The following is a 20558-nucleotide window of genomic DNA, read 5'->3' on the forward strand; positions in this document are numbered from 1 at the left end:
GGCTAAGAATTAATTGTCAGTACAACTTAGAATGACTATATGACGAATTTTCTGGACCCCGCCATTCTGTTTTTTATCTTTGGGGTATTTGCGGGATCCGTAAAATCGAACCTAGAAATTCCTCCGCAAATTTCTCGGTTCCTATCACTCTATTTGCTGATGGCCCTGGGACTAAAGGGAGGCTTTGCTCTTCATAAGTCTGGGTTTACTAGCGAGATCGCTTTATCTCTAGGGCTAGCAGTATTACTTGCCATCATCATTCCTGTTATTGGCTACTGCATCTTAAGAAGAAAATTAAACGCCTTTGATGCTGCTGCAATTGCAGCGACTTATGGTTCAGTTAGTGCGGTAACTTTTATTACTGCCACACAATACTTAGACCAGTTCAATATTGCGTATGGTGGCCATATGGCGGCAGCAATGGCGCTAATGGAATCACCTGCCATTATTCTGGCGATTGTCTTAGCCAATAAGGCCCGTGTCTCAATATCGTCAGATTCAACCGTCAAGCACGAACCAACTGGCATTACCAAGATACTGCACGAGTCTTTTACCGATGGTGCGCAACTACTTTTACTGGGATCGATGGCTGTAGCGCTATTGAGTGGAGATGCCGGACAAAAGTTAATGGCACCCTTCTCTATTGACCTTTTTAAAGGCATGCTGTCCTTCTTTTTGCTGGATATGGGGCTCATGGCTGCCAGAAACTTTAAGGGCTTAAGAGGCAAACCCCCTATCACTTTGCTTTATGCAATTGGCTCACCGCTATCACATGCGCTTTTAGCTCTAGCGTTATGCAAGCTCATTGGACTCCCCCTAGGAAATACTATTTTGCTAATGGTGCTTGCTTCTAGCGCATCCTATATTGCGGTACCAGCAGTACTGCGTCACGCCCTGCCAGAAGTAAATCCTGCTTTATATATGGGCATGTCGTTGGGTATCACCTTTCCATTCAACATCATTTTAGGTATTCCGCTCTACACCGTAATTGCCACACAATTTCTGTAGAGTGTTAATCCAGCCACACTGGATGTTTCTGCATGACCGAGTTGAATAAATCAGAATCGAGATGTTGAGTCAGCCAAGCTTTAACTGCGGGTATTGGGAGTTCCTCAAACGTTTTTGCATCAACCATCGAAAACTGCCTGATGAACGGAAAGATGGCCACATCGACCCACGTCATTTTGTCGCCCGATAAGTATTTGGAATTTTGCAAAGCTTGTTCCATGGGAATTAGCATGATTTGCAATGCCTCATTGAGAACAGTTTCTGGATTCAGCATTGGGAATCGATTTGGGTATTTATATTGATCCAACAAAAGCTTAAACGGCCCATCATTTTTCTCAATCCAATATTGAGCAACTGCATCGTCAACATTTCCCCAGCCAGCAGGATCAGATTGCTTTATTGCCCAACTCATAATATCGACACTTTGATCTAAAACTTGCTCCCCCATACAGAGAACTGGAACCGTTCCTTTTGGAGAAGCCATTAGCATGGAGCGAGGCTTATTGCGCAAATCAATCTCGCGATGCTCAACATCGATACCAGCATATATCAGGGCCATACGCGCCCGCATCGCATAAGGGCAGCGGCGATAAGAGTACAAAATAGGCGCCATAGGTTTATCACTTAGACTACTGCATAATGAGCTTAGTGAGTTTACCCAATGATAAAAATGGGAAATTAGATAGCATATGAAGATTTATATACTCACCCTACTTAGCGCCCTCTTTTTTCAATACACGCAAGCTACTATGAGCCAAGAACCCCGGGTTATCCAGGTGGATGGGGTTATTACAAACAACACTCTTCATCAAATACGGCAAGACTTAGCGGGATGGAAAAACCAAGATCCCATACCTGGCGGGCTGATTGTGCTTTTAAATAGTCCAGGCGGTAATGGCGAAGTGGCAATGCAAATTGGACGAATACTGCGCCGTGAAAATGCACAGGCATTTGTCGTTAGTCAATGCGAAAGTGCTTGTGTTTTTATTCTGGCGGGAGCAGTTGTTAGAGCGGCAGATACTGCATCAATTGGAGTCCATGCTGGACGCTTAACCTTAACTAATCGTAGTGGCGTAATCATAAAAGAAATAGATTCTTCCCAAAGTCTTGAGAACTCTTTCAAACTCACTAGCTTTAATAGTCAAGCCAATCAATACCTTTCTGAAATGGGAATCAGAAATGGTTTGATCGATGCGATGCTAGCTCATCAAACAAAGCAAACCTATAAATTGACTGAGCTAGAGATGCAGCAATTTGGCATTGTTGGCTTTGATAATCAATATCTGCGCAAGCGGGGAGATTTATTCTCAACCCTTCCCCAAGCCGATCGCGTCAATAGAATAGAACTATATAACCGTACCCTCTCTGTACCCAGGCTCTGCAAGGGTCAAAACGGCAATAGCAATACCTTTCTTGAGTGCTACAAAGCAGTCTTATTTGGAAAAATCCCCCTATAAAGCCTTGCCATTCAGCCCCCAAAGGTTCAGAGGTCGAATTCTCGATAAACCCCTAAAGATTGAGTAGAATATTTTCTCTATTCACACAGAAGGATGCGCTAATGTTGGCAACAAAAAAGCGGGGGATTCCCTCTCAATTACTAGCGGGATTATTGGTTACCGCACTCAGCCTGCCTGCGGTAGTTCCAGTAAGTTACGCTCAAAGCAGTGGTCAAGCTCAAGCAAGTAAAGAATCTCAAGCACAGCTAGAAGCGCTTGTTGCTCCGATTGCTTTGTACCCAGACCCTTTGGTCTCACAAATCTTAATGGCTTCGACCTACCCATTGGAAGTTTCTGAAGCAACTAATTGGTTACGCAACAATGGCAATCTCAAAGGCGACGCATTGAATAACGCCTTACAACAACAAAACTGGGATCCCAGCGTCAAATCTCTAGTGTCATTCCCACCCGTTTTAGAAATGATGGGCTCGCAATTAAGCTGGACTCAAAATTTAGGTAATGCTGTATTAGCCCAACAATCCGATACGATGACAGCGATACAAGCATTGCGCGCCAAAGCAAAAGCTTCTGGCGCCTTGCAGTCAAACGCCCAGCAAACTGTGACAACCCAAGGAAGCGGCTCTTCTCAGGCTATTGTGATTCAACCAACAAACCCACAGGTAGTCTACGTTCCGTCTTACAACCCATCTGTGGTTTATGGGCCTTGGCCTTACCCAACATACCCACCAGCTGCTTACTACCCTCCTGGTTATGTAGCTGGAACAGCCCTACTCTCTTTTGGTATTGGTATGGCAGTAGGTGCAGCTCTTTGGGGTGGATGTCATTGGGGTGGCGGTGGCTGGGGTGGTGGCTGGGGCGGCGGAAACTCGCTCACCATCAACAACAATAACTTCAACAACTTTAATCGCAACACCAACAACAATTGGTCTGGCAATAGAACCGGTTCCAACGAATGGAAACCAGATGCGCAACGTCGTAATGCCAATCTTAGTGGTGGTGGCAATTTAAGCCGTGATGCTGAACGCGATCAACTTCGTCAGAATCTACAGCGCAACGGGATTAGCGGCGATGACCGCGGCAATTTTGGCAGTCGCGATAGTAGCCGCAGTAGTGGCGGTGGCGATCGTAATTTTGGAAAAAATGATCGTACTGGTGACCGTAATGTAGGCAGTCGCGATAGCAGACAAGGCAATTTTAGAAATGACTCCAGCGGTTTTGGTGACGCACGTGGCGCCAAATTCAATGGCGGTGGCGATCGCTTTGGTGGCGGCGGCGCTCGCTCTGGTGGCGATCACTTTGGCGGTGGCGGTGGTGGCTTTAGAGGCAGACGCTAAGCAGGCAAAATTTCAAATTCAAATTCAGACTAATACGAAAGAACAAACATGAAAAAGCAGATTTTATTAATGGCATTCACAAGTGCAATTTTAGGTTTCTCAACTGGATCACAAGCAGCAAACATGATCAGCACACAAGAGTTATTGCAAGACTGCAAAGGTACTAACGGAACATTTATTACCTGTGAAATTTATGGCCAAGCCGTCTATGACACTTACTTAGTCACTCGCAACCCTAAATCAGCACCTGATTTTATTTGTGTCAAACAACCAGCCCCTGCCCGTAAAGAAGTGATTCAAGAATTTGTTAAATGGGCGGAGGCAAACTCTAAGTACGCAACAGAACCTGCCGCAGATACTATTTTGCGCTTCTTAGCAGGTAAATTTCCCTGCGGAAAATAAGCCCCATACTGCAAAAGCAGTAATGTAGTTATAAAGGTCACTTACGAGTGGCCTTTATTTTTAACAGCGCAATTTTGCGTTTGAGTTGGAGTTTAAAAACGCACTCTTTGCCAGCCACTTGGGCAGGCTTGCGTTTGTGGATAGTAAAGCCCATTTTCAGGACAAAACGCTGCTGCGTGAGGTCTTGGTTGAAAACCATATTGGGGAACATAATAAACAGGCGCAGGCCTGTAGTACGCATTAGCCACCGCCACCCCTGCAACGGCACCAACCGCAAAAGGAACCCAGCCGTTATGCCATCCTCCGCCATGACCGCCGTAATAGTACCCGCCCCTACCTCCATGCGCACTGGCTGAAGTTGCTAAACCAGCGAACATGATCCCCGCTAGCAAGCAAACCAGAATCTTCTTCATATAGACCTCCCCGTTGTTAAGGAATGGTGTCCTTGCTTACACAACGGATCGGCTTTACGGCAGGTTGACACTTTCAATAACAAATACTTTTTTAATCCCTCTAAGGCATCTTTTTAGCTCTACAGGCATCTGAACAGCACTTAATCGACTCCCAGTTTTTTGCCCAGGACTTTCTCCATGTCATTTCTTTTTTACAGACAACACAAATCTTGCTTGGGAGATAACTTTTGTTACCCTTGAAAGATGTCTTCGTCATGATTATTTAGAGCGCATCAAGGTTGCTCAAAATATGCTGAGCATGTAGCGTGATTTTCACTTGATCTTCATCGCTGATTCTTTTGAGGTTGGCGGTCATCAAGCGTGTTCTAGGGCTTGCCTCAAATTGCTCTCGGTGCTTGATTAAGAAATTCCAATACAAAGTAGTAACTGGACAAGCCTCATCACCATAACGAACGTCAGGCTTGTATTTGCAAGCACTGCAATAGTTACTCATACGCTTAATATAGGCGCCACTGGCAATGTAGGGCTTGCTGGTGAATCTGCCACCATTGGCAAATAAGGCCATGCCAGCAGTATTCGGCAACTCAACCCACTCAATAGCATCCACGTAGATCGCCAAATACCACTCACACACTTCCTGCGGCAGAATTTCAGCCAAGAGCGCAAAGTTTCCTGTCACCATCAAACGCTGAATATGATGTGCATAGCCATATTGCAGGGTTTGTCCGATGGCATCTTTCATGCAGGCCATCTGAGTCTTGCCAGTCCAATACCATTTTGGCAATGAGCGCTGATGTTGATAGAAGTTATCTTGCGCCATCTGCGGCATATCGAGGTAGTACATGCCGCGTACGAACTCACGCCACCCCAATATCTGCCGAATGAAACCTTCAATTGCGGAAAGATCTAAAGAATACTTTTTCCAAGCAACGATGACCGCATCAATCACCTCGCGAGGATTCAGTAGTTTCAGGTTCAGCGCGCTCGACAAAATAGAGTGCCATCCAAATGGGGTATCAGTCCACATTGCATCTTGATAAACGCCAAAGTTTCTGAGACGATATTCAACAAAATACTGAAGCGCTTGGGTTGCCTGATCTCTAGTAACCGGCCAATTAAATGACTCAAGTGATCCAGGGTGACTTGAATAGGTCTGCTGGACATAGTCCACTACATCTTGGGTGATGGCATCTATTTCAAATGCAGCAGGCGCATCGATCAATCCAGGCCCCCTCTTTGGATAGGGCTTGCGATTATCTTGATCAAAGTTCCACTGGCCAGCCTCGGGATTACCTTCACGGTCTACTAAGATATTGTGCCGCTTACGCATTAAGCGATAGAAATACTCCAGTCGAAGCTCTTTCTTATTGGCGGCCCACTCCACAAATTCTTGGCGAGTGCAATAGAAATGACTGTCCTCGCGCATGTCTAGCTCAATATTGAGCTCATTTACTAAAGCCTCAATTGCCTGCTTAAGACGCCACTCCCCTGGCTCAATACAAACCAAGTGGGTCACTTTCATTTGCAGAATTTGCGCTTTAAGAGATTCAAGAAGCGGCAGTGGAGAATTTTTGATGTACGTTAGAGAGTAGCCGCGCTTTTCAAGTTCGACAGCAAAATGGCGCATCGCCGAAAGAAATAAAGCAATCTTGGCTTTATGAGACCAAACGTATTGCGCCTCATTGGCCGACTCAATCATGATGATTTCATCTGACTGGGGATTGATGTCACGCAATGCAGAACTCTGCAAATCTAACTGATCACCCAATATCAGAATGAGACGCTTGGGAGAGTCCTTTTGGTTCTTCATTTACTCTTGTACTGTGTTGGGCAATAAGCCCGCTTTACTTCATTGCTGCGCAAGGCGCTATGTTTGGTTGCTCGCCCAGTAACCCTCTGTCGCCAAAGCTCAAAAGAACGACGTTTAAGCTCTCTACGCATGATGGCAATGACTTGCGGCTCTCCTAAGCCAAAGGCTTTCTCAATCGCATCAAATGGTGTGCGATCTTCCCAAGCCATTTCAATGAGGCGAGACAGGTCTGGTTCTGCGAGGTTTTTAAGAGCATGTTTTAGCACCCTGCAAGTTTAAGACTTATTCAATAAACTAGCTCGAGACCATGATTGGAAAAATTCGTCAAAAACTAATTGCTTTGGATAAGCCAGTTGCAAAGCCGGCTGAGGCAATTATTTGCCCTATCTGCGAACGATTTATCCCAGATTCACAGAAAGACGCCCACCACCTTATCCCCAAATCTAAGGGTGGAAAAACCACCGAATATCTCCACCGCATTTGCCACAAACAAATTCATGCCCTTTTTAGCGAAGCAGAGTTGGCACAACATTTTCATCACGCCCAAGCATTGAGAGAACATCCTGAAATGAAGCGCTTTATTGCATGGGTCTCCTCAAAACCCGATGCGTTTTATGAAAAGACCCGTAAAAGCGCTCGACTTAAGTCCGGAAAATAGCCTAGCACCGCTTCAGTGCAAGAAGTAATCCGAAAATCCAAAAGTTGGCCTTAAAAGCCTTTCCCTGATTACTAATTTGGGATTGGGTAAATAAACCCCTCTTTGGTGCATTCGATTTTGAAATTGTGCAAATCAAAATACCTCCCCCAATATTAAAACCTAAGATAGGTCATGCGGATCAAAATTACAAAGAGCCTGGTATTACCAGCTCAAATTCTCGAGACTGAAAGTATTCCTGAGGCCCTTTTCCCAGAAGGAGACTATCTTGCCAATCTCACGCCCGACGGCAAGATTGAAGTCAATAACACCCGAAGAATAAAGGCGCAATTTTCCTTCTCGCAATTTAGAGAAAGAATATCGCTCGGGGAATTTATTGTGATGGAGACTTAGCTCAGTTAATTCAATAATTAGTGAGCTAAATCCAAACTCACCACTACAGCAGCCAGTGCTGAAACGGAATCAAAAGCGTTTGCATTGACGCCATTGACATCAACATCCTCCCAATTGAACTCTAGCGAGAAATGGGCAGACTCTACAATCAACTCATAACTCGTTGAGGATTTGCTTGCCTCGCCCCCCTTAGCTTCTTCGCTAACAGGCACCTTTAATGACTCAATAGCAGCAATTAAAGTACTGACCTCATTGCCAGTTAACTCGCGCGTACGCAATACATCATCGGTTCGCTTGATGGAAACTTTAGAAACCTCATCGATGGTGAGCTCATATTGATTGAGTCCCAAGTCTTCCCAAACCGTTAACTCTAGAGCAATTGGATAGGTCTTCATTAATCCACCTCGTCAACATGGGGTTCATCAAAATGTTCTTTATGAGGTCTGCGCTTAGCCTCTAATTGGACCCACTTACTTTGATTCATTCTATAGCTGCAATTTTCAGCGTGATTTTCCAATAAGCCAAAAATAATAGTCGTTGGAATTTTGCAATGCAGGCATCGATATGCATGCTGATGCTCTTCAATTTTCTCTTGAGGATAGTCGATATAGAATCGCTTCATTCCAACTCCTTCTAGACTAATCTAGTAGATTGATCTTACACCCCAGACCAGTAAACGTGGTGATTATTTAGGGTAGTTACCAAGACCCTGGCTAACTCTCTAGTTCACCTTCCCATTTAGAGATAACCGCTGTGGCCAAACCATTACCCAATACATTAGTGGCGGAACGCGCCATATCTAAGAAGTGGTCCACCCCAAGAATCAACAGGACGCCTGCCTCTGGCAGATTAAATTGCGATAGGGTTGCGGCGATGACTACCAATGAAGCACGTGGCACCCCCGCAATTCCTTTGGAAGTGATCATGAGGACTAGCAACATCAGAAGCTGCTGACTAAGTTCCATCTCAATTCCATATACCTGGGCAATAAAGATGGCGGCAAAAGTGCAATACATCATTGAACCGTCTAAGTTAAACGAATATCCCACAGGCAAAACAAATGAGGCAATTTTGTTTTTGCAACCAAAGCGCTCTACTCTTTCCAAGGTCATTGGATAAGCCGCCTCAGAACTGGCAGTAGTAAATGCAAGCAAGGCTGGCTCACGAAGCATTTTGACCAAAGTCAAAGTACGATTTTTCAGAACTAAGGAGCTTATAAGAATAATGACGACCCATAACGCAAAAATTGAAACATAAAAGCTAAGCATAAATTTGCCATAGGTCATTAATATGCCAACGCCATTTTCTGCAATCACAGAGGAAACTGCTGAGAAGACTGCAACAGGGGCTAACTTCATCACCGCTGTCGTAATTTTGAGCATGATGTGAGAGAGCATGTCCAAGTTACGAATGAACTCATCGGCTCGCGCACCCATGCCTGCTGCACCAACACCAAAGAAAACAGCAAACACTACGATTTGCAAGATCTCATTTTTGGCCATTGCATCAAAGATACTGACAGGGAAAATGTGTCTTATAAACTCTGGCAGATTTAAGCTGGATTTATTTAAACCGGTACTTGCTGCAATTTCTGGCAGCGTTAATTCAACACCAATGCCTGGTTGCAGAATATTCACCATCACCAAGCCAAGCAACAAAGACACTAGTGACATGGAGATAAACCAAGCAAAGGTCTTTAAACCAACTCTGCCAATCGTTGAAGCATCCCCCATTTTTGCGATACCCACCACTAATGTAGAAAACACCAATGGTGCGATGATCATCTTAATTAGACGCAAAAATACATCGGTCAAGATCGAAACATATCGGACATACTGATCGGGCAAGACAGAACCTGCGCCATAGAAGTTCACCAGATAACCAGCCAACACACCCAAGACCATTGCACCCAGAATGAAGTTAGTTAGTTTTTTAGAATTCATGGATAGTCCGTATAAATGAGAAAGATATAAGGAAGATTCTACCCAGTTATCATCTTCTCCTAGAGAAAGTACGGATAGGTTTTATCCCCACTTTGGTTAGAGTAAGTGATTCATTCACCAAGGAAGTTAGAGGCAATATGATTTGGCTAGGACTGGCAGTAGCAATTTTTCTTGGGGCTCTCTTTTTAAGCCCTCCGCGCGCCTTTCTAAAGCCGCCCTTAACCTGGCTGGCGCCTGCCGCCATCTTCTTACTGGTCATTGCTTGGAATATCTCACCAAGTCTTCCCGGTCAGCCAGCAGGAAAGTTTTATGGCCTGATTTTCCATTTTTATGGCGCATCCTTGCTAACCGCCATGTTTGGTCCAGCGATTGCTCTATCTGTGTTGTTTCCCGTAGCGTTTCTGGGGATCTTTGCGATTCAAGGTGACTATGAAGCAGCTTCGCAACACTATTTGATGGTCTGCGTACTCCCCACAATATTTGCGTATTTATCAATCCAAATGATTCAACGCTTTATCCCAAAACACTTATTTGTTCTCATCCTGGGGAATGGCTACGTAGCTGCATTTATGAGTGTAATTTTGTCGGGTACCTTCTTGCTGGTTATCAGGTTGATAGCTGGCGAAGCCAACCAACTTGATCTAGAGGGATGGCTTTTAGGCCTGATTATTATTGCATTCATGGAGGGCTCTTTGTCTGGAATGCTTTTAGCAATCCTACTCATCTTTAGACCGCAATGGGTGTCAACCTATAACGAAGAAGCGTATATGGGTCGATAGTCGTTAACTCCAATTAGCAAATAGAAGAACAACATGCTGCCATGCATTGAACTCGAAACTAGCCCAAACCCCACTGCAGCAGTTATTTGGTTGCACGGTCTGGGCGCTGATGGCAATGATTTTGTGCCTATAGTTCCGGAATTAAAGCTTAGCGGATGTCCAGGCATACGCTTTATATTTCCGAGTGCTCCAAGCATGCCTGTAACGGTTAATGGTGGCTATGTCATGCCTGCGTGGTATGACATCATCGGCAGAAACCCCATGGACCCAGAAGATGCGGCCGGTATTCAGAAATCCGCAGCATCGATTGTTAACTTAATAGAAAAGGAAGCTCGTCGAGGTATTGCTTACGACAAGATTGTCTTGGCTGGGTTTTCTCAAGGCTGCGCAATGGCTTTGCAGCACACCAATCTTTATGGCTCATGGCACTTATGATTCGGTGGTAACTCTTGATCGCGCCCAAGCGTCATACGCTTTCTTAGAAAAAATGGGCTATCAAGTAGATTGGAATGAGTATCCCATGGAGCACTCCGTCAACTATGAAGAGCTTGTAGATATATCCCACTTCTTACAAGCGGTGCTGTTTGCTAAATAATCCAAAAAGAAATAGGGCTCACGTGAGCCCTATTGCAAACATATTTCGACCTTACAGTTTTTTATTAAAACTGTATTGTGAAAATGCCTGCTCTGCCACATTAAACCACTGCGCTTCCATATTTCTAAAGGCGCGGTAGTCGTCAAAAATCTTCTTGAATTGCGGATTCTTGGCAGACTCTTCTGCGTAAGTTTCTTGACTAGCTTTAAAGCATGCATCTAGGACTGAAGTGTTGAACTTGCGCAAAACCGCACCATTTTGGAGGAGGCGCTGCAGTGCAGGCGGATTAAGTGCATCGTACTTTGCGCACATATCGGTATGAGCTTCGAAACAAGCAGCTTCCCATGCTGCTTGGTAGGAGGGTGGCAAAGCATCCCACTGCTTTTTGTTCACCAAGAAAGAAAGGCCGGCAGCACCCTCCCAGAATGCAGGGTAGTAGTAATTCTTAGCTACCTTTGCCAAGCCCAATTTCTCATCATCATAGGGCCCAACAAACTCAGCAGCATCAATCGTGCCTTTTTCCAAGGCTGAATAAATTTCGCCAGCAGGAAGTTGTTGTGGCACCACGCCTAGTTTTGCAAGCACCTGCCCAGCAAATCCAGCGATACGAAATTTCAGGCCCTTGAGGTCCTCCGGCGATTTAATTTCTTTGCGAAACCAGCCACCCATTTGCGTGCCGGTTTGACCGCCTAAGAAATTCACAATGTTGTAGCTGGCGTAAAGTTCGCGCATTAACTTCATGCCGTTGCCATGCAGCATCCATGCAGATTGCTGGCGAGCAGTCATACCAAATGGTGCGGCAGTATCGAAAATGAAAGCACTATTTTTACCCAAGTAGTAATAACTAGCAGTATGTCCACACTCTACTGTGCCATTTTGGACCGCATCCAAAACTTGCAGTGGCGGGACCACCTCTCCCGCAGCAAATACTTTGACATTAAATTTGCCATCCGTTGCTTTACGCAATGCATTAGCAAATACTTCGGGAGTGCCGAATAATGTATCCAATGATTTTGGAAAGCTAGATACCAAACGCCAATTGAGGGTTGGTAAACCTTGAGCAATCGATGGGGTAGCCAAGGCTGCAGCGCCTGCACCAATGGTAGCTTTCTTTAAAAATGATCGTCTTTGCATTGCCGTCACTCCTTTAAAAATAAGTCTGTTGTTTGCCGCTTTTTTTGTTTCTTTTTTTGCTTCTCTTTTGCTTCTTTTTATTTATGCGTTTATTTTCCGCCAACTGTCATTGAGCCTAACAGGATCGAGCCAGTTTCTTTGGTGCCTCGGATTAAGGTATCACTACCAATGAGTTGGATGTCCATTAACATATCGCGCAAATTACCAGCTATGGTGACCTCTTCAACAGGGTATTGGATCTCGCCATTCTCAACCCAGTAACCAAATGCACCGCGTGAATAATCACCCGTCACATAGTTAACACCTTGCCCCATTAACTCAGTTACCAATAGGCCAGTACCCATTTCTTTTAGTAGGGCAGGTAAACCACCTTTCGGGGTTTTCTTGCTCTTGAGTGTAAGGTGGTGTGAGCCGCCTGCATTGCCAGTAGTTTTCATACCTAGCTTACGGGCTGAGTAGGTGGATAAAAAATAGCCCTCCAGAATCCCTCTATCTACCACTGTGCGTGCAGATGTTTTGACACCTTCTTCGTCAAATGGTGCGCTACCAGTCATAGACTTGAGATGCGGATCTTCAAATACGCTGATGTGTTTAGGAAGAACTTGCTTACCTAGGCTATCAAGCAGAAAGCTGGAGCGGCGATATAAAGCACCGCCGGAAACTGCTTGCACAAGACCACCCAATAAACCCGCAGCCAAGGGGGCCTCAAAGATCACTGGGCAACGACGAGTCGTTAAGGATCTTGCCTTCAGTCGTGACAAAGCTCTTTGCGCCGCATAGGCTCCAATTGCTGCCGGGTCTGCGAGCTCTTCAGGAATACGAGAACTGGAGTACCAGTCATCACGCTGCATATGTGTCTTCTTGCCACCCTCACTTGCAATTGGTGCACAAGAAATATAGTGCCGAGAAAATGGGTATCCGCCCATAAATCCCTGAGACGTACCCATCATGAAATGCGCGTGATGCGCTGAAACTGATGCGCCATCGTTATTCTGAATTTGCTTACTCACAGAAAATGCAGCGCTTTCGGCAGTACGCGCAATCTCGACAGCACGAGTTGCATCCAAATTCCAAGGATGAAACAAATCAAGATCTAAAGGATTTTTTTCTAAGAGCTCAGCTTCAGCGGGGCCTGCACACAAATCTTCTGCCGTGTGTTGTGCGATGTGATAAGCAGCATCTACCGTGGCCTTCAAGGACTCTTTAGAAAAGTCACTTGTACTAGCGTTACCACGACGGTGACCTAAAAACACCGTAACCCCAACCTGCTTATCCAAGCTTTGCTCAATGGTCTCTACCTCGCCTTTGCGTACGGTCACCGAGAGGCCCTGCCCTTCCGAAACCTCAGCAACGGCATCCGAGGCGCCCCTTCTTTTGGCCTCTTTGAGCATGAAATCGATGATTTCTTGAAACTGATTGGATGTGTATGTAAACATGCCCTAATAATAGCTAGAATAGAAACATGAAGCATACAGAAGCCCTAAAACGAAATAGCCCAAATGAGGTCAAAATCGGCCTCATTTCCATCTCAGATCGCGCCAGCAAAGGCGTTTACCAGGACGAAGGCATCCCAGCCCTGCAAACTTGGCTAATGAAGGCCATCAGCAATCCTTGTGTTTTTCATGAGCGCCTGATTGCCGATGAGCTTGAAATCATTACCGAGTCGATTGTCGAGCTTGTAGACGAGCTGGGTTGCGATTTGGTTCTGACCACAGGTGGAACAGGCCCCTCCAGAAGGGATGTCACGCCTGAGGCTACTCTAGATGCTGGAACCCGTGAGATGCCTGGCTTTGGCGAACAAATGCGTCAAATCAGCTTGAACTTTGTACCTACCGCCATTTTGTCCAGACAAACTGCTGTCCTTAGAGAGATCGAAGATCATGCCGCCCTAGTAATTAACCTACCAGGACAACCTAAAGCAATTGCAGAAACGTTGGAAGGCCTTAAAGATGAAAACGGCAAATCGATCGTTCCCGGCATCTTTGCTGCCGTGCCGTACTGCATTGATTTGATCGGCGGCCCTTATATTGAAACCGATGAAACCATCATTAAGGTCTTTAGGCCGAAGAGCGCCCTCAAAAAATGATTAGGCGTTTGAGCAGATAAACAAAAAGTCCGCACTGCGGACCTTTTTACTATTATTGCCACTTTACGATGTTGATCCACTCATGACGGCAACGGTACGATAAATTTCTCGCGGTAGTATTTGAGCTCTTCAATTGACTCTTCAATATCAGCAAGGGCCGTATGGGCCTGCTTCTTGGTAAAACCTTTTACCAACTCAGGGTGCCAACGCTTGCATAACTCTTTTAATGTAGACACATCTATGTTTCGATAATGAAAATATGCCTCTAACTTCGGCATGTACTTCGCCATAAAGCGTCTGTCTTGTCCAATCGTATTGCCACACATTGGCGCAATACCCGCTTTAATGTATTTCTTTAAAAAGGCAATGCACTCCGCCTCAACAGTTGCCTCATCCAAGGTAGATTCTTTCACCTTATCAATTAAGCCAGAGCGACCATGCGTTCCCTTATTCCAAGCATCCATCGCATCCAATACAGCATCCTCTTGATGCACTACCCAGACAGGCGCTGTGGCAATGGTATTGAGGTGGGCATCTGTAACGATGATGGCGATCTCTAAAATTCGCTCGGTTTCTGGGTTCAAGCCTGACATTTCCATATCGACCCAAATCAGGTGTTCGCTGGCTGGTGCCGTCTTATTTGCCGCCGTGGCTGTGGTGTTGATTTGCTCGCTCATATCTATAATGATCTCATGACATTCACAATTGTTTTTCTAATCGCCTTTATTGCTAGTTTTGGCTTGCGCCACTGGCTGTCCCAACGTCAAATTCGCTACGTTGCGCAGCATCGTAATGCTGTACCCGCTGAATTCTCTGAAAAAGTGACTTTAGCCGAACATCAAAAAGCGGCCGACTACACCATCTCTAAATTACGTCTTGGCATCCTCGAAAATGGAGTCAGTGCCATCATTTTAATTGGCTTCACCTTAGTGGGCGGTTTACAGATTTTAAATATGGCGTTACTGCAATTATTCGGCGAAGGTATTGCCCAGCAAATTGCCTTGCTCGTGTCTATTGTGCTTATTTCCGGAATACTCGACATCCCTTTTTCTTGGTATAAGCAGTTTCACCTGGAAGAGCGCTTTGGCTTTAATCGCATGACTAAAAAATTATTCTTCTCGGATATGTTTAAAGGTATGTCGGTTGGCGGGGCTATTGGCATTCCACTTCTCTGGGTCATCTTGACTTTGATGGCTAAGGCTGGAGACTTTTGGTGGCTGTGGGCGTGGATTGTGTTGACTGTGTTTAGCTTACTGATGCAATGGATTTTTCCAACTTTTATTGCGCCACTCTTTAATAAGTTTCAAACTTTGGAAGATGGTCCACTGAAGACACAAATTGAAGCGCTACTCCAGCGTTGTGACTTTGCGAGCCAAGGGCTATTTGTGATGGATGGCAGTAAGCGTAGCGCTCATGGCAATGCATTCTTTGCCGGCATGGGCAAAGCTAAGCGTATTGTATTTTTTGATACCTTAATTGAGAAGCTTAATCCCGGTGAAGTAGAGGCCGTATTGGCGCATGAGCTTGGCCACTACAAACGTAACCATATCCGCAAACGCCTCTTAGTCTCATTTGCCTTGAGCTTTGGAATGTTTGCACTCTTAGGCTGGATTAGTACAAAGGCTTGGTTCTATACCGAATTAGGTGTAATGCCCAATCTGAATGGCTATAACGGCGGCCTCGCTTTAGCACTCTTTATGTTGATCTCGCCTGTATTTAGCTTTTTCTTTACACCGCTATCGAGCCTAGCATCACGCAAGCATGAATACGAAGCCGATGGCTTTGCTGCTGAGAAATCTTCTGCAAAAGATTTAATCACCGCGCTAGTGAAGCTATATCAAGATAACGCTTCAACACTAACGCCAGATCCAATCTATACCGCGTTCTACAGCTCGCATCCACCCGCTCCATTGCGTATTGCCAACTTACAACGGTTTAGCTCATAACAATGGAACAGTTTCATGCGCTACTCATTGCCTCCTACGGAAGGCATTATTTAGCGCAGCGTTTAACCACAGACGCCGATGGCTATGAATCCCCTGATGGCCCACTGATTCAAGTGAGCACACCTGCCAAGCAGCATATCGGCGCAGTAGGTGATCGCTTATTACTTGAAATGACTTCGGCCGATCAAGCGCGCATTATTCAAATCGAGCCTCGAGAAAATCTTCTCTATCGCTCAGATGCATTTAAGAGCAAGCTCATTGCCTCTAACGTTGATCAAATCTTAGTGGTGCTCGCAACACAGCCCGCCTTCTCCCCAGACCTTTTGGGAAGAGCAGTAGTAGCAGCAGAAGCCAATCAAATTGGGCTACATATCCTACTCAATAAATGTGACCTTAAAGACAATCTAGAGCATGCTCGCAAAATCATCGCGCCCTATGCGCACATGGGCTATCAGGTCAGCGAAGTCTCCGCTAAATTTGACCCCGCTTCTATTGATGCATTGCGCGCTGCACTCCAAGGCAAGGTTTCCGTCTTTGTTGGTCAATCTGGTATGGGCAAATCGAGCCTACTCAATGCCTGGATTCCGAATGCTGCCGCTCTCACACAAGAGTATTCAGTTCGCCTAGATACCGGCAAACACACAACGACTGCCTGTCGTTACTTTGAATTGCCTGAGGCATGGGGTAGAGATGAAACCGGCAAGCTGGGTGCACTAATAGATTCCCCGGGCTTCCAGGAATTTGGCTTAGCGCATATGTCCGTGAGCGAGCTGCAACATGCCTTTAGAGAATTTAAAGGCCTGCTTGGTAAGTGTCGCTTTCATAATTGCGCGCATTTATCTGAACCTGATTGCGCGGTGCAAGAAGCAGTAGAGAGAAATGAAATAGCGCCAGAGAGACTGGCGCTATTTAGACAGCTGCATTCAGATTCGAAAACAGCAGATATACAAATTCAGGGTATTAGCCAAGCCAAAGAGCGATGGTCAGCATTAGCAACAAAGCCATCCAAGCGATAACTAAGCGCCACACCAAACCTACCGCAGAGCGCATGGTTCGCTCAGTTGGCTCAAGACCTACCTCATAAATTACTGGCTCACCCGCTTCGGCCATACGCAAGGCTTCATCACTATCAGGCTCGCTCATCGGCTCACCCAAGCGAACACCAAGCGCACCACTGCCGGCGGCCAAAATCACCGCAGATAAAGAGTCAGACCATTTTTGCGTTAGGTAACGCCAACCATAGACCGCACCCTCAAAGTTACCAACGATTGCAAAGCCCATCGCTGTAATACGTGCAGGAACCCAATCCAAGACGTAGAAGAAATGACGCGAAGATTCGCTCAAGTTATAGTCACCACGCTCAGACCAGCGCTTAGCTGCAATGTCAGCGAGACGATACAAGACCACGCCTGCAGGGCCCATTGGCATCATGAACCAGAACAACACTCCAAAGACATGATGATGTGAGCCAATGATGGCTCGCTCTAATGCCAAGGAAATCACTTCTGTCTCGGTGAGATTCGAAGCATCTAATTCTGGGCCGTACCACTCACCCAAGGCAGCTCGCGCTGCCGGCAAATCATGCGCTTCAATGGCTTCATGTACTGCGGTAAAAGAATGGCTAAATTGACGGAAGCCAAAAAACAGATACGCTATAACGATGTTCCATAGAAAACCGAGGATTGGGTAAGTCACCATACATGTGACGTACACAATGAAGACTAAAAAAGTAGGTAATACGAAAGCTACCAAGCAGGCCATACGTGCACCCACTGGGCTTGCGCCTTCTTCGGATTTGCCGCCGAACTCATTAGCAACCCAATCTAACCAGCGAGCGCATACACGCGCGATCCAGTGGCTTGATGTTACTGGGCGATATTGCTCAACAATGAGGGCGAAGAGAATAGAAAAGAAAGTCATACTTTTAATAAATGATAAAGGTTACGCAACATTCCCGCAGTAGCACCCCAAATAAAGCGGTTCTCATATGGCATTGAATAAAAGCGACGTCCGCCCTGCTCACTTTGCCACAGTCTAACCTGATGATTGGCAGGATCGAGTAAAAAACTAAGGGGCACCTCAAATACATCCGCCACCTCAAATGCATCCAAGACGTATTCTGCCTGAGCTTGGACCAACCCCACTACTGGAGTGACGCTATAGCCAGAAACCGTTAAATACTGCGGTAAGTGCCCAATAATCTCGACTCGCTTAGGATCAAGCCCAATTTCTTCCTTGCTCTCACGTAAGGCGGTGTCATTGGGGCTTTGGTCTTCGGGGTCCATGCGCCCACCTGGAAAGCTAATTTGCCCAGCATGATCACGCAAATGATTGGTTCTTTGCGTCAACAATACAGATAAGCCATCCACCTTTAACACCAAAGGAATTAGTACAGCTGCCTCAGTAACTTTTCCGGCGGCTTGACGTTTGGCAATAATATCCGCCGCAATCACGTGGCGATTCTCATCGGTAATCTCAGGTTGCCAATCTGGCGGGTTTTGCAAACGGGCTCTTAATCCGGCCGGCTCTAGATACTCTTTAGATACCTTCTTTTCATGAGTACATACCTGATGAATCGGAACCGCTTGCGCATCAAACCCCGGAGGAGCGGCAACATTAATTGCGTAGTCTTCGGGGCTGGAGGTCTTGGGCATATTGATATTCTAAGGCAACAAAAAAGGCGACCTAGGCCGCCTTTCTGATTGCATCAAGGCAGCAATTATTCAGCGGCTACTGCAGCTGTTGGTTTTACACGCGCTTGAAGCTTTTCTTTAATACGTGCTGACTTACCTGAACGATCGCGCAAGTAGTACAACTTCGCACGACGTACATCACCGCGACGCTTCACTTCAACGCTAGCAATCAATGGTGAGTATGTTTGGAAAGTACGCTCAACACCTTCGCCAGAAGAAATCTTACGCACGATAAAGCTGGAATTAAGTCCGCGATTACGTTTAGCAATCACAACGCCTTCAAAGGCCTGGGCACGCTTACGTGTACCCTCAACAACGTTAACGTTAACAACCACTGTGTCGCCAGGAGCGAAACTTGGTAGTACTTTGTTAGCGCTTAAGCGAGCAATTTCTTCTTGCTCAATTTTTTCAATTAAATTCATTTTTAATCCTTAAACATCATATTAGCGTTTAATCCCGAGATCTAAATCAACGGACCTAATAGAGGATGCAGTTAAAACAATTTCACTAAACCAAAAACTAAACCACCCATTCACTACTGCACACTAAAAGTATTTACAGAGAGCGAAGAAATTGTTCATCTTCTCGGGTTAGCAACCCTTTGGCTCTAGCCGACTCAATTAAGTCCGGCCTTAACCTGAACGTCAGCTCCAAAGACTTTTGCCGACGCCAATCCGCTATTTTAGCGTGATGTCCGCCTAAAAGCACGTCTGGAACAGATAAATTTTCATATATTTCAGGGCGGGTGTAGTGCGGATAGTCCAAAAGACCGTTCATAAAGCTGTCCTGAGTGGCTGATTCGCCGTCTCCAAGAGCCCCTGGAATCAGCCTAATCACTGCATCCATCATGGCCATAGCGGGGATTTCACCTCCAGAAAGCACAAAATCCCCAATAGAAAGCTGCAAATCGACATTTCGATCAACAAAACGCTGATCCACAGCCTCATATCGACCACAAATAAAGCTTAAATTACCGTAACTGAGGATATCTGTCGCTTTCTTCTGAGAAAAACGTTCACCTTGAGGGGCTAGAAGGCAAATTGGGCCCGATTTAATATTCGCTACCTGATGGGCTGCCTTAATTTGAGCAACGGTATCTTCAAGGGGTTTGGCCATCATAACCATCCCTGGGCCGCCACCATAAGCTCGATCATCGACCGTTTTACGAGGGTCCAAACAAAAATCACGGGGATTCCAAAGATGAACGCTAGCCAACGATTGTTCACATGCACGCCCAGTAATACCCCACTGCGTTAAGGCAGAGAACATTTCTGGAAATAAGGTCACAACATCAAAGCGCATATTCGTCAATATTATTGAATAATTATTGCCAGTCAGACTGCCAATCAAGCGTAATCGTTTTGTTTGGTAGGTCAACGTTTTGCACCACCTCTTTTACAAATGGCACCAAGTATTTAACTTCTTTGGTCTCTGGGTTGCCTATTGCAATCACACCATGAGCACCATTCTCAGTGACATCAATCACCTCACCAAGTGCTTCACTTTGTAAATTGATTGCATTGCATCCAATAAGGTCTACCCAGTAGTACGAATCACTTTCCGCTTTTGGAAATGCATCACGCGCCACCAAGACACGCGAACCCTTTAATGCAAGCGCTTGATCGCGATCATTCACGCCATCTAGTGACATCACCACATTACCGCTGTGCATCTTGGCACTCTTCACCTTGTATTGCGTTAATGATGCTTGCTCTGTAGATGCAGAAACGCCAGCATCCCTACGCGGGATCAAAGATAACCAAACAGACTTAGAGGAGAGTAGTGCTACAGGTTCTGAAGAGTGAGGCCTAACCTTCACTTGACCCCGCAAACCTTGCGCCTCAGAGATGGCGCCTAGTTCAATCAAATCATTTAGGGAAGGTGTACTCATTTGCAAGACACCTTATTTT

26 protein-coding genes and 1 pseudogene are annotated in these 20558 nt (G+C 45.7%); 11 read left to right on the forward strand and 16 right to left on the reverse strand.

Features of this window, described 5'->3' with window-relative positions:
• Window positions 1-39: 39 nt before the first annotated feature.
• A complete protein-coding gene (locus tag ICV36_RS07055; RefSeq protein ID WP_215400013.1) occupies window positions 40-1008 on the forward strand; it encodes a sodium-dependent bicarbonate transport family permease in 969 nt (322 codons plus the stop codon).
• Window positions 1009-1012: 4 nt separating this feature from the next.
• On the opposite strand, the gene ICV36_RS07060 is transcribed toward ICV36_RS07055, so the two are convergent.
• A complete protein-coding gene (locus ICV36_RS07060) occupies window positions 1013-1621 on the reverse strand; it encodes a glutathione S-transferase (RefSeq protein WP_215400014.1) in 609 nt (202 codons plus the stop codon).
• A 136-nt stretch (window positions 1622-1757) separates the two neighbouring features.
• Here ICV36_RS07060 and ICV36_RS07065 point away from each other — a divergent pair, with 136 nt between their 5' ends.
• From ICV36_RS07065 to ICV36_RS07075, 3 genes are all read left to right on the forward strand, one after another.
• Window positions 1758-2465 (forward strand): hypothetical protein, encoded by a 708-nt coding sequence (locus ICV36_RS07065; protein ID WP_215400015.1) that lies wholly within the window; start codon window positions 1758-1760, stop codon window positions 2463-2465.
• Between the two features lie 101 nt (window positions 2466-2566).
• Window positions 2567-3799, forward strand: coding sequence for a DUF3300 domain-containing protein (locus ICV36_RS07070; RefSeq protein WP_215400016.1), 1233 nt, complete (start codon window positions 2567-2569; stop codon window positions 3797-3799).
• 48 nt (window positions 3800-3847) lie between these two features.
• Window positions 3848-4201 (forward strand): Rap1a/Tai family immunity protein, encoded by a 354-nt coding sequence (locus ICV36_RS07075; RefSeq protein WP_215400017.1) that lies wholly within the window; start codon window positions 3848-3850, stop codon window positions 4199-4201.
• Window positions 4202-4293: 92 nt separating this feature from the next.
• Here ICV36_RS07075 and ICV36_RS07080 read toward each other — a convergent pair whose 3' ends face one another.
• The 4 genes from ICV36_RS07080 to ICV36_RS07095 form a co-directional block, all read right to left on the reverse strand.
• Window positions 4294-4614, reverse strand: coding sequence for a hypothetical protein (locus ICV36_RS07080; protein ID WP_215400018.1), 321 nt, complete (start codon window positions 4612-4614; stop codon window positions 4294-4296).
• 100 nt (window positions 4615-4714) lie between these two features.
• Window positions 4715-4870: a DUF2256 domain-containing protein gene (locus ICV36_RS07085; RefSeq protein WP_215400019.1), complete on the reverse strand. Its 156-nt coding sequence runs from the start codon at window positions 4868-4870 to the stop codon at window positions 4715-4717.
• 6 nt (window positions 4871-4876) lie between these two features.
• Complete coding sequence (locus tag ICV36_RS07090; protein WP_215400020.1) at window positions 4877-6424, reverse strand: cryptochrome/photolyase family protein; 1548 nt, start codon at window positions 6422-6424, stop codon at window positions 4877-4879.
• Window positions 6421-6690 (reverse strand): TIGR03643 family protein, encoded by a 270-nt coding sequence (locus ICV36_RS07095; RefSeq protein ID WP_215400021.1) that lies wholly within the window; start codon window positions 6688-6690, stop codon window positions 6421-6423. Before ICV36_RS07095 ends, ICV36_RS07090 begins: the two co-directional genes overlap by 4 nt.
• A gap of 41 nt (window positions 6691-6731) precedes the next feature.
• On the opposite strand from ICV36_RS07095, the gene ICV36_RS07100 reads away from it, so the two are divergent.
• Together ICV36_RS07100 and ICV36_RS07105 are read left to right on the forward strand one after the other, a co-directional pair.
• Window positions 6732-7082, forward strand: a complete 351-nt coding sequence (locus ICV36_RS07100) for an HNH endonuclease (RefSeq protein WP_215400022.1) — start codon at window positions 6732-6734, stop codon at window positions 7080-7082.
• A gap of 171 nt (window positions 7083-7253) precedes the next feature.
• Window positions 7254-7472: a hypothetical protein gene (locus tag ICV36_RS07105; protein WP_215400023.1), complete on the forward strand. Its 219-nt coding sequence runs from the start codon at window positions 7254-7256 to the stop codon at window positions 7470-7472.
• A gap of 17 nt (window positions 7473-7489) precedes the next feature.
• Here ICV36_RS07105 and ICV36_RS07110 read toward each other — a convergent pair whose 3' ends face one another.
• From ICV36_RS07110 to ICV36_RS07120, 3 genes are all read right to left on the reverse strand, one after another.
• Window positions 7490-7867 carry a hypothetical protein gene (locus tag ICV36_RS07110; protein WP_215400024.1) on the reverse strand — a complete coding sequence of 126 codons (378 nt, stop codon included), beginning with the start codon at window positions 7865-7867 and terminating at the stop codon, window positions 7490-7492.
• Window positions 7867-8094, reverse strand: a complete 228-nt coding sequence (locus ICV36_RS07115) for a hypothetical protein (RefSeq protein WP_215400025.1) — start codon at window positions 8092-8094, stop codon at window positions 7867-7869. The genes ICV36_RS07110 and ICV36_RS07115 overlap by 1 nt, the downstream gene beginning before the upstream one ends.
• A gap of 91 nt (window positions 8095-8185) precedes the next feature.
• The gene (locus ICV36_RS07120) at window positions 8186-9415 is read right to left on the reverse strand and encodes a dicarboxylate/amino acid:cation symporter (RefSeq protein WP_215400026.1); all 1230 of its coding nucleotides are present in this window, start codon (window positions 9413-9415) and stop codon (window positions 8186-8188) included.
• A gap of 137 nt (window positions 9416-9552) precedes the next feature.
• On the opposite strand from ICV36_RS07120, the gene ICV36_RS07125 reads away from it, so the two are divergent.
• Both ICV36_RS07125 and ICV36_RS07130 read left to right on the forward strand, forming a co-directional pair.
• Complete coding sequence (locus ICV36_RS07125; RefSeq protein ID WP_215400027.1) at window positions 9553-10194, forward strand: energy-coupling factor ABC transporter permease; 642 nt, start codon at window positions 9553-9555, stop codon at window positions 10192-10194.
• A 33-nt stretch (window positions 10195-10227) separates the two neighbouring features.
• A pseudogene (locus ICV36_RS07130) lies at window positions 10228-10789 on the forward strand (alpha/beta hydrolase).
• A 51-nt stretch (window positions 10790-10840) separates the two neighbouring features.
• Here ICV36_RS07130 and ICV36_RS07135 read toward each other — a convergent pair.
• Window positions 10841-11923, reverse strand: coding sequence for a TRAP transporter substrate-binding protein (locus ICV36_RS07135; protein WP_215400028.1), 1083 nt, complete (start codon window positions 11921-11923; stop codon window positions 10841-10843).
• 89 nt (window positions 11924-12012) lie between these two features.
• Window positions 12013-13359 (reverse strand): metalloprotease PmbA, encoded by a 1347-nt coding sequence (pmbA, locus tag ICV36_RS07140; protein ID WP_215400029.1) that lies wholly within the window; start codon window positions 13357-13359, stop codon window positions 12013-12015.
• A 26-nt stretch (window positions 13360-13385) separates the two neighbouring features.
• On the opposite strand from pmbA, the gene mog reads away from it, so the two are divergent.
• A complete protein-coding gene (gene mog, locus ICV36_RS07145) occupies window positions 13386-14009 on the forward strand; it encodes a molybdopterin adenylyltransferase (protein ID WP_215400030.1) in 624 nt (207 codons plus the stop codon).
• A gap of 80 nt (window positions 14010-14089) precedes the next feature.
• On the opposite strand, the gene orn is transcribed toward mog, so the two are convergent.
• Complete coding sequence (gene orn, locus ICV36_RS07150; protein ID WP_215400031.1) at window positions 14090-14686, reverse strand: oligoribonuclease; 597 nt, start codon at window positions 14684-14686, stop codon at window positions 14090-14092.
• A gap of 15 nt (window positions 14687-14701) precedes the next feature.
• On the opposite strand from orn, the gene ICV36_RS07155 reads away from it, so the two are divergent.
• Both ICV36_RS07155 and rsgA read left to right on the forward strand, forming a co-directional pair.
• Entirely contained in the window at window positions 14702-15955 is a 1254-nt protein-coding gene (locus tag ICV36_RS07155; protein WP_215400032.1) for a M48 family metallopeptidase, read from the forward strand.
• Between the two features lie 2 nt (window positions 15956-15957).
• Entirely contained in the window at window positions 15958-16971 is a 1014-nt protein-coding gene (gene rsgA, locus ICV36_RS07160) for a ribosome small subunit-dependent GTPase A (protein WP_215400033.1), read from the forward strand.
• On the opposite strand, the gene ICV36_RS07165 is transcribed toward rsgA, so the two are convergent.
• The 5 genes from ICV36_RS07165 to rimM form a co-directional block, all read right to left on the reverse strand.
• A complete protein-coding gene (locus ICV36_RS07165) occupies window positions 16916-17875 on the reverse strand; it encodes a CobD/CbiB family protein (protein WP_215400034.1) in 960 nt (319 codons plus the stop codon). The genes rsgA and ICV36_RS07165 overlap by 56 nt on opposite strands.
• Window positions 17872-18609, reverse strand: a complete 738-nt coding sequence (locus tag ICV36_RS07170) for a CoA pyrophosphatase (protein WP_215400035.1) — start codon at window positions 18607-18609, stop codon at window positions 17872-17874. The genes ICV36_RS07165 and ICV36_RS07170 overlap by 4 nt, the downstream gene beginning before the upstream one ends.
• A gap of 65 nt (window positions 18610-18674) precedes the next feature.
• A complete protein-coding gene (gene rplS, locus ICV36_RS07175; RefSeq protein WP_215400036.1) occupies window positions 18675-19070 on the reverse strand; it encodes a 50S ribosomal protein L19 in 396 nt (131 codons plus the stop codon).
• Window positions 19071-19203: 133 nt separating this feature from the next.
• Window positions 19204-19950 carry a tRNA (guanosine(37)-N1)-methyltransferase TrmD gene (gene trmD / locus ICV36_RS07180; RefSeq protein ID WP_215400037.1) on the reverse strand — a complete coding sequence of 249 codons (747 nt, stop codon included), beginning with the start codon at window positions 19948-19950 and terminating at the stop codon, window positions 19204-19206.
• Between the two features lie 22 nt (window positions 19951-19972).
• Entirely contained in the window at window positions 19973-20539 is a 567-nt protein-coding gene (gene rimM, locus ICV36_RS07185) for a ribosome maturation factor RimM (RefSeq protein WP_215400038.1), read from the reverse strand.
• Window positions 20540-20558 lie beyond the last annotated feature (19 nt).

This window comes from Polynucleobacter sp. MWH-UH35A (assembly GCF_018687075.1).
GTDB lineage: Bacteria > Pseudomonadota > Gammaproteobacteria > Burkholderiales > Burkholderiaceae > Polynucleobacter.